At 63.7% G+C, this 11,126-nt stretch carries 8 protein-coding genes and 1 tRNA gene; 7 read left to right on the forward strand and 2 right to left on the reverse strand.

What is annotated here, in order from left to right; translation table 11 throughout:
- Positions 1-154 precede the first annotated feature (154 nt).
- A complete protein-coding gene (locus tag ASE52_RS01550) occupies positions 155-1,036 on the forward strand; it encodes a LysR substrate-binding domain-containing protein (protein WP_035197260.1) in 882 nt (293 codons plus the stop codon).
- Here the strand turns inward: ASE52_RS01550 and ASE52_RS01555 are convergent.
- Together ASE52_RS01555 and hpnC are read right to left on the reverse strand one after the other, a co-directional pair.
- A complete protein-coding gene (locus tag ASE52_RS01555) occupies positions 1,033-1,746 on the reverse strand; it encodes a hypothetical protein (protein WP_035197262.1) in 714 nt (237 codons plus the stop codon). The genes ASE52_RS01550 and ASE52_RS01555 overlap by 4 nt on opposite strands.
- A 105-nt stretch (positions 1,747-1,851) precedes the next feature.
- Positions 1,852-2,688: a squalene synthase HpnC gene (gene hpnC, locus ASE52_RS01560; protein WP_057223246.1), complete on the reverse strand. Its 837-nt coding sequence runs from the start codon at positions 2,686-2,688 to the stop codon at positions 1,852-1,854.
- 284 nt (positions 2,689-2,972) lie between these two features.
- On the opposite strand from hpnC, the gene ASE52_RS01565 reads away from it, so the two are divergent.
- The 6 genes from ASE52_RS01565 to clpX all read left to right on the forward strand — a co-directional run bounded on the left by ASE52_RS01565 (position 2,973) and on the right by clpX (position 11,061).
- Complete coding sequence (locus tag ASE52_RS01565; protein ID WP_035197264.1) at positions 2,973-4,199, forward strand: efflux RND transporter periplasmic adaptor subunit; 1,227 nt, start codon at positions 2,973-2,975, stop codon at positions 4,197-4,199.
- Positions 4,200-4,207: 8 nt separating this feature from the next.
- Positions 4,208-7,390 (forward strand): efflux RND transporter permease subunit, encoded by a 3,183-nt coding sequence (locus ASE52_RS01570; RefSeq protein ID WP_010460558.1) that lies wholly within the window; start codon positions 4,208-4,210, stop codon positions 7,388-7,390.
- Positions 7,391-7,481: 91 nt separating this feature from the next.
- Positions 7,482-7,568 (forward strand) — tRNA-Leu (locus ASE52_RS01575).
- 75 nt (positions 7,569-7,643) lie between these two features.
- Positions 7,644-8,957, forward strand: a complete 1,314-nt coding sequence (gene tig, locus ASE52_RS01580) for a trigger factor (RefSeq protein WP_010460561.1) — start codon at positions 7,644-7,646, stop codon at positions 8,955-8,957.
- Positions 8,958-9,084: 127 nt separating this feature from the next.
- On the forward strand, positions 9,085-9,693 hold the full coding sequence (gene clpP, locus ASE52_RS01585; protein ID WP_010460564.1) for an ATP-dependent Clp endopeptidase proteolytic subunit ClpP: 609 nt from the start codon (positions 9,085-9,087) through the stop codon (positions 9,691-9,693).
- Between the two features lie 102 nt (positions 9,694-9,795).
- Positions 9,796-11,061, forward strand: a complete 1,266-nt coding sequence (gene clpX / locus ASE52_RS01590; protein WP_010460566.1) for an ATP-dependent Clp protease ATP-binding subunit ClpX — start codon at positions 9,796-9,798, stop codon at positions 11,059-11,061.
- The last annotated feature ends 65 nt before the right edge of the window (positions 11,062-11,126 follow it).

Below are 11,126 nucleotides of genomic sequence, written 5' to 3' on the forward strand. Positions count from 1 at the left end.
CAGGCATGCTGCAGATCGTACGAAGCAAAGTGGCAGCTGACTATCGACAATATTTCCTTAAATCATGAATTCAACTCATGCCAAAAGTGGCAGCAGCGTTGTCGCGTCCGGTCCAGGTGGTGCCAGCGGCCCGCGCCGTTTGCCGCCTCTGAACATGCTGCGTGCCTTTGAGGCGGCGGGGCGGTTGCTGAGTGTGACCCACGCTGCGCGTGAGCTGAGCGTCACGCAAAGCGCGGTGAGCCACCAGATCAAGGCCCTGGAGGAATGGCTGGGCGTGGCGCTGGTGGCGCGCGACGGACGGCGGCTGGCACTGACCACCGCAGGGGCGGCGTTGCTGCCCGGGCTGACGGGTGCGCTGGACCTGATGGCGCAGTCCACGGCAGGCATCGAGCGGCTCACGCGGCGCAACACGCTCGTGGTGAATGCCACGTCCACGTTGGCCTCGCAATGGCTGATCCCTCGGCTCGCAGGCTTTTGCGCGCAGATGCCGGGGCTGGATGTGCAGCTGGTCACCACGGTAGGGCACCTGGATTTCGAGCCTGCGCAGTACGACGTGTCGATCCGCTGCTTTGCCGACAGTGAATTGGCAGCGCTGCCCGAGCGCGCGGGCTGGCGAGGCGTCAGCCTGGAGGCGTTCATCCCCGAGCAGTTCACGCCCGTGTGCAGCCCTGCCATGCTGGCGGGCGCCAAGGCCATGCTGTCGCCCCAAGGGCTTGCGCAGCACACGCTGCTGCACAGCCGATCCACACCCTTGGTCTGGCAGCAGTGGCTGGAAAGGGCGGGGGCTCCTGGCCTGCAGCCCTTGGGCGATTTGGTGTTTGACCACGCACACCTGAGCGTGCAGGCCGCCATCCAGGGCCTGGGGGTGGCGCTGGGCAACCCGCGCTTTCTGGGCGATGCACTCGCCAGTGGCTTGCTGGTCATGCCGTTCCCAGAGCTGCTTTCGGGCGAGAAGAACTATTGCTGGCTACGGCCCGCGCGTGCAGCGCAGGACCCGGCCTCGGTGGCCTTCTGCGCGTGGCTGGCGTCGGCTTAGGGCTGCGGGGCGCGTGTTGCCAGATGGGTTTGGAGGAAATAGGCGGCCACCGTGAGCAGGGCCCACGCCAGCAGCACATCCCAGAACGCCATGACCAGCCACACCGGCGCTAGCAGGGGGCCTGCGAGCGGAATGACATAGAGCGCGAGACGGTGTGTCCAGAACCCCGGGGCCGACATGCAGGGTGACGAGAAGGGATCGAAACTGCCTGGCGAGCAGCCCAGGGCGCCCAGCACCTCCAGCGCCATCCGGTTGCCCAGTATGGGCGTGCCGAAGGCCACGCAAAAGCCGATGAGCCCGAGCAGCAGTGTCCAGAAGGCGGCGCGCGATGCCCAGCGCGCGATGTCAGCGCCGTTGACCCTGGCGCGGCGCGCTTGGCTGCGTCCCGGCATCGCAGCCGCGCTGGCGGCATTGTGTGCAGCCCGGTGCGTGGCCACCAGCGCGAGCACCCACAGCGCGATCAGCGCCCAGAAGTTGTGCAGCAGTACAAAGGGGTAGTCCGAAATACCCCCGGCCGAAAGAAACGGCGTGAGTCTCAGGCCCAGCGCATTGGGCAGCCAGGAGCAGCTGCGCAGCGCGGGATTGGCGTGCGGCTGGCATTGCAGCAGCTCCAGCAGGCGCTCAGCCACCGTGCCGCCCACCATCGCAAAACAGAGGCAAAAGAGGATCAGTCCCCACTGGAGAACCTTGAAGAGGTGTCTGTATGACACGGGATGCTTCCTCCCCGGTTGGGTGATCGTGTGGCCGTCTGCTGGTGCCCGAGTGTGCGCCGCGCTGTTTGTATGGCCTGCTCGGCCTGGTCGCTTGCGCTATCGCTACATCACCAGCGCCCGGCCCAGCATCACGCACCAGTCCCAGCCTCGAAGGCGCGGGCGCGTGTGCAGGCTGCCGCCGCGCAGCGCATCCACCTTGTCGAGGATGCGCAGGCCGCCCTGCACCACCAGCCGCAGTTCCCATCCGGCTCGGCCAGGCAGGCGATGCACCAGTGGGGCTCCGCTCTGCATGCTGGCACGGGCCCATTGGGCGCAGTCGGTGATGAGGCGGATGTTTTCGGGCGTGTTTTGCAACGCCAGCAACTCGGCCTGGCAGGCACCGTGGGCAGCGCAGTCGGCGCGGGGCAGGTAGTGGCGGCCCCGGGGGATGTCCACGGAGAGGTCCTGCCAGAAGTTGATCAGTTGCAGCGCGGTGCAGATGGCATCGCTTTCTTCCAGCGCCTGGGCGTCCGTCACGCCGTACAGATGCAGCAGCAGGCGGCCCACGGGGTTGGCCGAGCGGCGGCAGTAGTCCAGCAACTCGGCGCGGTCTGCGTAGCCCTCGGCGTCGCGGGTTTTTTCGACGTCCTGGGCAAAGGCGCTGAGCAGGTCTGCCAGCAGCGGCACGGGCAATTGATGGCGGCGCAGCACCGATTCCAGCGGCAGGAACACGCTCGCCCAGCGCGGCGAAGGCGGCTGGCCTTGCGCGATGGCCATCAGGTCGGCATGGTAGGCGGCCAGGTCGGCCAGGCGGGTGGTGGCCGGGGCGTCGCCTTCGTCCGCAATGTCATCGGCGGTGCGTGCAAAGCCGTAGATGGCGGCAATGGGCTGGCGCAGGTGGGGCGGGCACAGCAGGGACGCGACCGGGAAATTTTCGTAGTGTGTGACAGGGGCGGCCAACGCGGCAGTTTTATCGTGTCGGGAAGGCCGGGGCGGCGGTGGAGCAGAGGTCGCAGCGCCACGGGCCGAAGGTGAGGGGGGGCTGGGTTGGTCGTTCACACCCCGGATTGTCGCTTGACAAGGCGGGGTGCTTCTCATAGATTACTAACCGGTCAGTCAGTAATCAAAAAAACCAATTCATTCAGGGACAAGGAGGCTGGCCCGTACCCGTTGCAGCGCAGGCATTCGTGCCTGCGTTTTGCGTGCAGCCCCCTTGTAGCCCTTCTTTATTCACCGGATTTCCCATGCGCACACCCTCCGCCTCGCGGCCCCTTCAACGGCACTCCCGGACTCTGCTCGTGCTGGCCACAGCGGCTTTGCTGGCCGCCTGCTCGCGCCCTGCGCCGCCCGAAGAGCCTGTGCGCTCCGTCAAATTGTTGACCGTGGGAGTGGGCGCGCTGCAGTCCAGCCTGGAGTATTCGGGCGAGGTGCGGGCGCGTGTGGAGTCGCGTTTGGGCTTTCGCGTGGCGGGCAAGATCGTCAAGCGCCAGGCCGAACTGGGCCAGCAGGTACGCGCCGGAGAGGTGCTGGCCCAGCTGGACCCCAAGGACTACCAGCTGGCTACTGACGCCGCGCGTGCGCAACTGGCCTCGGCCACCACACAGCGTGACCTGGCTGCTGCCGACTACAAGCGCTACCAGACCCTGAAGGACCAGAATTTCATCAGCGGCGCCGAGCTGGAGCGCCGTGACGCGACGCTGAAAGCCGCGCAAGCCACGCTGGACCAGGCCCGCGCGCAGCTGTCATCGCAAGGTAACCAGGCGGCCTACACCACACTGGTGGCCGACGTGTCCGGCGTGGTGACGGGGATCGATGCCGAGCCGGGGCAGGTGGTGTCGGCCGGAACCCCCGTGGTGCGCATTGCGCAGGACGGCCCCCGCGACGTGGTGTTTGCGGTGCCCGAAGACAAGGTGGCGCAGATTACGCAAGGCTCCGAAGTGGCGGTGCGTGGCTGGTCCGGCGGCGCCAGCCTGACAGGCCGCGTGCGCGAAGTGGCGGCCAGTGCCGACGCTGCCACGCGCACTTACCAAGTCAAGGTGGCCATTGATGGTGCAGACGCGCCGGCGCTGGGCGCCACGGTGTATGTCATGCCCAAGGCCCTCAGCCACGCAGGCATTCCGGCCATCAAGCTGCCCACCAGCGCGCTGCGCCAGGAGGGCCAGTCCACGGCCGTGTGGGTGTACGACCCAGCCAGCAGCACGGTGAAGTCGCAAGTGGTACAGATCGCGACGGCCGATGGCAACGAGGCCGTGGTGGCTGCGGGCCTGGCGCCTGGCATGCAGGTGGTCGCCACGGGCGTGCATGTGCTCTCGCCCGGCCAGAAGGTGCTGGTTTACCAGCAAAAAGTGGCCTCGGCGCCCGCCAATAAAGCGCAGACAGCTACCAATCCAGTAGCAATGCCTGCAGTGCCCGTCGCATCCGCTGCTGCGGCCGCCACGGCTGCGGCACCCGCAGCTTCCACTGCCAACTGAGGCCGGCCATGACGCAAGTACAACCCAAAGAGGGGTTCAACCTCTCCAAGTGGGCGCTCGACCATCCCGCCCTGACGCGTTACCTGATGGTGGTGCTGATGCTGCTGGGCTTTGCCGCCTATTTTCAACTGGGGCAGGACGAGGACCCGCCCTTCACCTTTCGCGCCATGGTGGTGCGCACCTACTGGCCCGGCGCCACGGCGCAGCAGGTGGCCGAGCAGGTCACCGACAAGATCGAGCGCACGCTGCAGGAAGTGCCGTATGCGGACAAGATCCGCAGCTATTCCAAGCCCGGCGAGTCGCAGATCATTTTCCAGATCAAGGACTCATCCAAGGGCAGCGAGGTTGCCAACGTCTGGTACAGCGTGCGCAAGAAGGTGGGCGACATGCGCTACACCTTGCCGCAGGGCATCCAGGGCCCGTTCTTCAACGACGACTTTGGCGATGTGTACGGCGTGATTTACGCGCTGGAATCCGAGGGCTTCAGCTACGCCGAACTCAAACAGTTTGCCGACGACGCGCGCCAACAATTACTGCGCGTGCCCGATGTGGCCAAGGTCGAGCTGTTTGGCGTGCAGGACGAAAAGCTGTTCATTGAAATTTCGCAAAAGCGCCTGTCGCAATTGGGCCTGGACATGAACCAGGTGCTGGCCCAGCTGGGCCAGCAAAACGCTGTGGAAAGCGCGGGCGCGATTCAGACGCCGCAGGACCAGGTGCAGGTGCGCGTGGAAGGCCAGTTCAACGCCATCGAAGACCTGCGCGCCATGCCGATCCGTGGCCCGTCGGGCGCGCAATTGCGCCTGGGGGATATCGCCGAAGTCAAGCGCGGCTATGTGGACCCGGCCACCGTGAAAGTGCGCCACCAGGGGCAGGAGGTGATTGCGCTGGGTGTCTCCATGGCCAAGGGCGGGGACATCATTGCGCTGGGCAAGGCGCTGCACGCGGCCACCGACCGCATCGGCAGCACCTTGCCGGCAGGGGTGAAGCTCGTCAACGTGCAAGACCAGCCCAAGGCCGTGGCAACCTCGGTGAACGAGTTCGTCAAGGTGCTGATCGAGGCCGTGGTCATTGTGCTGGCGGTGAGTTTCATCGCACTGGGTTTCCACAAGCGCCCCGGCAAGAATCCGCTGTGGAAGCGCTGGTACATCGATCCACGCCCGGGGCTGGTGGTGGGCATCACCATCCCGCTGGTGCTGGCCGTGACCTTCCTGGCCATGTGGTACTGGGGCATTGGCCTGCACAAGATTTCGCTGGGCTCGCTCATCATTGCGCTGGGCCTGCTGGTGGACGACGCGATCATTGCGGTGGAAATGATGGTGCTCAAGCTCGAAGAGGGCTATGACAAGGTGCGTGCCGCCACCTTCGCCTACGAGATCACGGCCATGCCCATGCTGACGGGCACGTTGATCACGGCGGCGGGCTTTTTGCCCATCGGCCTGGCCAAGTCCACGACGGGCGAATACACGTTCGCGATCTTTGCCGTGACGGTGATCGCGCTGGTGCTCAGCTGGATCGTGTCGGTGTACTTCGTTCCGTATCTGGGGACGCTGCTGCTCAAGGTTCCGCCCCATGTCGTGGCCGCCCAGGCGAACAAAGGCATCACGGATGACCCCCACGAGGTGTTTGACAGCCCGTTCTACCGCGTCTTCCGCCGCTTGGTGAACTGGTGCGTGCTGCACCGTTGGCTCACCATCGGCGCCACGGTGCTGACCTTTGCGCTGGGCATTGTGGGCATGGGCCAGGTGCAACAGCAGTTCTTCCCGGATTCGAGCCGACCCGAAATCATGGTGGACATCTGGTTCCCTGAGGGCACATCCTTTGCGGGCAATGAAGAGGTCACCAAACGGGTGGAGCAGCGCCTGTTGTCGGAGCCGGGTGTGAACACGGTCAGCACTTGGGTCGGTTCGGGCGTGCCCCGTTTCTACCTGCCGCTGGACCAGGTGTTTCCGCAGAGCAATGTGTCGCAGTTCATTGTGGTGCCCAAGGATTTGAAGGTGCGTGAATCGCTGCGCGTGAAGCTGCCAGCGCTGCTGGCCGAGGAGTTCCCGGAAGTGCGTGGCCGCGTGAAGCTGCTGCCCAATGGGCCGCCCGTGCCGTATCCCGTGCAGTTCCGCGTGGTGGGGCCTGATCCGCTGGTGCTGCGCGAACGTGCCGACGAGGTGAAGGCGCAGCTGCGCCAGAACCCCAACATGCGCGGCGTGAACGACAACTGGAATGAGTCCGTGAAGGTGCTGCGCCTGGAAGTGGACCAGGCCAAGGCGCGCGCACTGGGCGTGACGAGCCAGTCCATCGCCCAGGCGTCCAAAACCATCTTGTCGGGTACGCAGGTGGGCCAGTTCCGCGAGGGGGACAAACTCATCGACATCCTGCTGCGCCAGCCGCTGGACGAGCGCAATGCCATTACCGACATTGCCAACGCTTACCTGCCCACCGCCTCGGGCAAGTCGATCCCGCTCACGCAGATCGCCAAGCCGGTGTTCACCTGGGAGCCCGGTGTGATGTGGCGCGAGAACCGCGACTACGCCATCACCGTGCAGGGCGATGTGACCGAAGGCCTGCAGGGTGCCACGGTAACGGCCGCACTGCTGCCTGCCCTCAAGGACATCGAGGCGAAATGGCGAGCCGCCGGTCAGACGGGTTATCGCATTGACGTCGCGGGGGCCGTGGAAGAAAGCTCCAAGGGCTCCGCTTCGATTGCCGCAGGCATTCCGATCATGCTGTTCATCACCTTCACGCTGCTGATGCTGCAGCTGCACAGCTTCAGCCGCGCGATGCTGGTGTTCCTGACCGGGCCATTGGGTCTGGCGGGGGTGGCGGCGGCGTTGATTCTGCTCAACCGGCCGTTCGGCTTTGTCGCGCTGCTGGGGGTGATTGCGCTCATGGGCATGATCCAGCGCAACTCGGTGATCCTGATCGACCAGATCGAGCAAGACCGCGCTCGGGGCGTGCCGGCGTGGGATGCGATTGTCGAATCCGCCGTGCGCCGACTGCGCCCCATTGTGCTGACAGCCGCCGCCGCGGTGCTGGCCATGATCCCGTTGTCACGCAGCGTGTTCTGGGGTCCGATGGCCGTGGCCATTATGGGTGGGTTGGTTGTGGCCACCGTGCTGACCCTGCTCGCGCTGCCGGCAATGTATGCGGCCTGGTTCCGTGTCAAACGGCCTGCGCCTGAGGTCCTTGGAGGGGTTTGATTCCCACCCTGCCCGCATCAGGGTAAAATAGAAGGTTGACCGATTTCACACAGGCGGCAGTTCGTGCCGCCTGTTTGTTTGTTGTAGAACCGCGCGGGTGGCGAAATTGGTAGACGCACCAGGTTTAGGTCCTGACGCCAGCAATGGTGTGGGGGTTCGAGTCCCCCCCCGCGCACCACCCATGTGAGACTTTGCGGAACACGGCGCTGCTGCGCTGCAGCCAGCACGATCCACATTCATAAGAGGAATAGCCATGGCCGTTACTGTTGAAACCCTTGAGAAGCTCGAGCGCAAGATTACGCTGAGCGTGCCCGTCACCCTGATCCAGTCCGAAGTCGACACGCGCCTGAAGCGCCTGGCCCGCACGGTCAAGATGGACGGTTTCCGTCCTGGCAAGGTGCCCATGAACGTGGTGGCCCAGCGCTATGGCTATTCGGTGCAGTACGAAGTGCTCAACGACAAGGTCGGCGAAGCCTTTGCCGTGGCCGCCAACGAAGCCAACCTGCGTGTTGCCGGCCAGCCCCGCATCACCGAAAAGGAAGGCGCGCCCGAAGGCCAGGTCACATTCGACGCCATTTTCGAAGTGTTCCCTGAAGTCAAGATCGCTGATCTGGCCGATGCGGAAGTCGAAAAGCTGTCGGCCGAAGTGACCGACGCTGCCATCGACAAGACCATTGACATCCTGCGCAAGCAGCGCCGCAGCTTCGCCCAGCGCGCCATCGACGCCGCGGCACAAGACGGTGACCGCGTCACGGTGGATTTCGAAGGCAAGATCGACGGCGAGCCGTTTGATGGCGGCAAGGCCGAAGACTTCCAGTTCCTGGTGGGTGAAGGCCAGATGCTCAAGGAATTTGAAGACGCCGTGCGTGGCATGAAGTCCGGCGAAAGCAAGACCTTCCCTCTGGCATTTCCTGCCGAGTACCATGGCAAGGATGTCGCCGGTAAGACCGCTGACTTCCTCGTCACGATCAAGAAGATCGAAGCCGCCCACCTGCCCGAAGTGAACGACGCCCTGGCCAAGTCGCTGGGTATCGCCGACGGTTCCGTGGATGGCCTGCGCGCCGACATCAAGAAAAACCTCGAGCGCGAAGTCAAGTTCCGCCTGCTGGCCCGCAACAAGCAAGCCGTGATGGACGCACTGGTGTCCAAGGCCGAACTGGACCTGCCCAATTCCAGCGTGCAGGCTGAAATCGCCCGCCTGCTCGAAGGCGCCCGCGCTGAACTCAAGCAACGTGGCATCAAGGACGCCGACAAGGCCGAAATCCCTGAAGACGTGTTCCGCCCCCAAGCCGAGCGCCGCGTGCGCCTGGGCCTGGTGCTGGCTGAGCTGGTGCGTGCGAACGAACTGCAAGCCAAGCCTGAGCAACTCAAGGCCCACATTGACGAACTGGCTGCCAGCTATGAGAAGCCAGAAGACGTGGTGCGCTGGTACTTCGGCGATCGCCAGCGCCTGGCCGAAGTGGAAGCCGTTGTGATTGAAAACAACGTGACCGAATTCGTGCTGGGCAAGGCCAAAGTGGTTGAAAAGGCCGTGTCTTTCGACGAACTGATGGCCCAACAGGGCTGATAGGCCCAGGCCGGGCGGCTTGTTACCGAATTGCCCGGTTGTTGCCGATACACGCCAGGGGCTTGTGCTTTCGTGCACAAGCCCCAATTCATTTCTGGGTACAGTACCTGCTTGTCTGGAGAAAAACATGAGCGCATTGGAAATACAAGGCCTGGGCATGGTCCCCATGGTCATCGAGCAGTCGGGCCGTGGCGAGCGGTCCTATGACATCTACTCGCGCCTGCTCAAGGAGCGTGTGATTTTTCTGGTGGGGCCGGTCAACGACCAGACCGCCAATCTGGTGGTAGCGCAGCTGCTGTTCCTGGAGAGCGAAAATCCTGACAAGGACATTTCGTTCTACATCAACTCCCCTGGCGGTTCGGTGAGTGCTGGCATGGCGATCTTTGACACCATGAACTTCATCAAACCCGATGTATCGACCCTGTGCACCGGCATGGCGGCCAGCATGGGTGCCTTCCTGCTGGCGGCCGGCGCCAAGGGCAAGCGTTTTGCGCTGCCTAACTCCAAGGTCATGATTCACCAGCCTCTGGGTGGCATGCAGGGCCAGGCGACTGAAATCGAAATCCATGCCCGCGAAATTCTCAAGACCCGCGAGCAACTGAACAAGATTTTGGCCGAGCGCACGGGCCAGCCGCTCGAGAAGATCCAGCGGGACACCGAGCGTGACTATTTCCTGTCGGCCGATGAGTCCAAGGAATATGGTCTCGTCGATCAGGTGATCAGCAAGCGCGCCTGATCCCGGCAGGGTCGCGCGGCGGCGTTTTCCCCTGGGGAAGACGCCGTTTTTTATTTGGTTATCATCCCGACAACTTTCCGTAACAAGCAAGGCATTGCCCCCATGGCCGAGAAAAAAGGCTCTTCCAGCGAAAAAACCCTTTACTGCTCTTTCTGCGGCAAAAGCCAGCACGAAGTGAAGAAGCTGATCGCCGGTCCGTCGGTCTTTATCTGCGACGAGTGCATTGACCTGTGCAACGAGATCATTCGCGATGAGCTTCCGGCCGGTGACCTGGCGCGAGAAGGCCGCAGTGACCTGCCCACCCCGGTAGAGATCAAGACCAACCTCGACAACTATGTGATTGGCCAGGATGTGGCCAAACGCACGCTCGCGGTGGCGGTGTACAACCACTACAAGCGCCTGCGCCACAAGGACAAAGCCCACAAGGACGACGTCGAGCTCTCCAAGAGCAACATCTTGCTGATCGGGCCCACGGGTTCGGGCAAGACGCTGCTGGCGCAGACCTTGGCGCGCATGCTGGACGTGCCGTTTGTGATGGCCGACGCCACCACGCTGACCGAGGCAGGCTACGTGGGGGAGGACGTGGAAAACATCGTCCAGAAGCTGCTGCAAAGCTGCAATTACGAGGTGGAGCGCGCCCAGCGCGGCATCGTCTACATCGATGAGATCGACAAGATCTCGCGCAAGTCGGACAACCCCAGCATCACCCGCGACGTGTCGGGCGAGGGCGTGCAGCAGGCGCTGCTCAAGCTCATCGAAGGCACGATGGCCAGTGTGCCGCCGCAGGGTGGGCGCAAGCACCCCAATCAGGACTTTCTGCAGATCGACACGACCAACATCCTGTTCATCTGTGGCGGTGCGTTTGCAGGGCTGGAAAAGGTCATCGAGAACCGCACCGAAGCCTCGGGGATCGGGTTCGGTGCATCGGTCAAGAGCAAGAAACAGCGGTCGCTGACCGAGGTGTTCACCGAGATCGAGCCAGAGGATCTGATCAAGTTTGGCCTGATCCCCGAACTGGTGGGGCGTATGCCCGTGGTGACGGCTCTGGCAGAGCTGAGCGAAGACGCGCTGGTGCAGATCTTGACCGAACCCAAGAATGCGCTGGTCAAGCAATACAGCAAGCTCCTGGCCATGGAAGGCGTGGACCTCGAGATCCGTCCTGCGGCGCTCAAGGCCATCGCCCGCAAGGCACTGGCCCGCAAGACCGGTGCCCGGGGCCTGCGCTCGATCCTGGAGCAATCGCTGATTGGCACGATGTTCGACCTGCCCAATACCAGCAACGTCGAGAAGGTGGTGGTGGACGAGTCCACCATCGAAGAAAACAAGCCGCCGCTGCTCGTCTACCGCGAAGCGGCCAAGAAGGCCTGAGATGACCGGAGCGGGCGCTTTGTTGACGCCCATTGAACCATCAACCCTTGCGGCAGTGCGGCTGC

The organism is Acidovorax sp. Root275 (genome assembly GCF_001428965.1).
Lineage (GTDB): Bacteria > Pseudomonadota > Gammaproteobacteria > Burkholderiales > Burkholderiaceae_C > Acidovorax > Acidovorax radicis.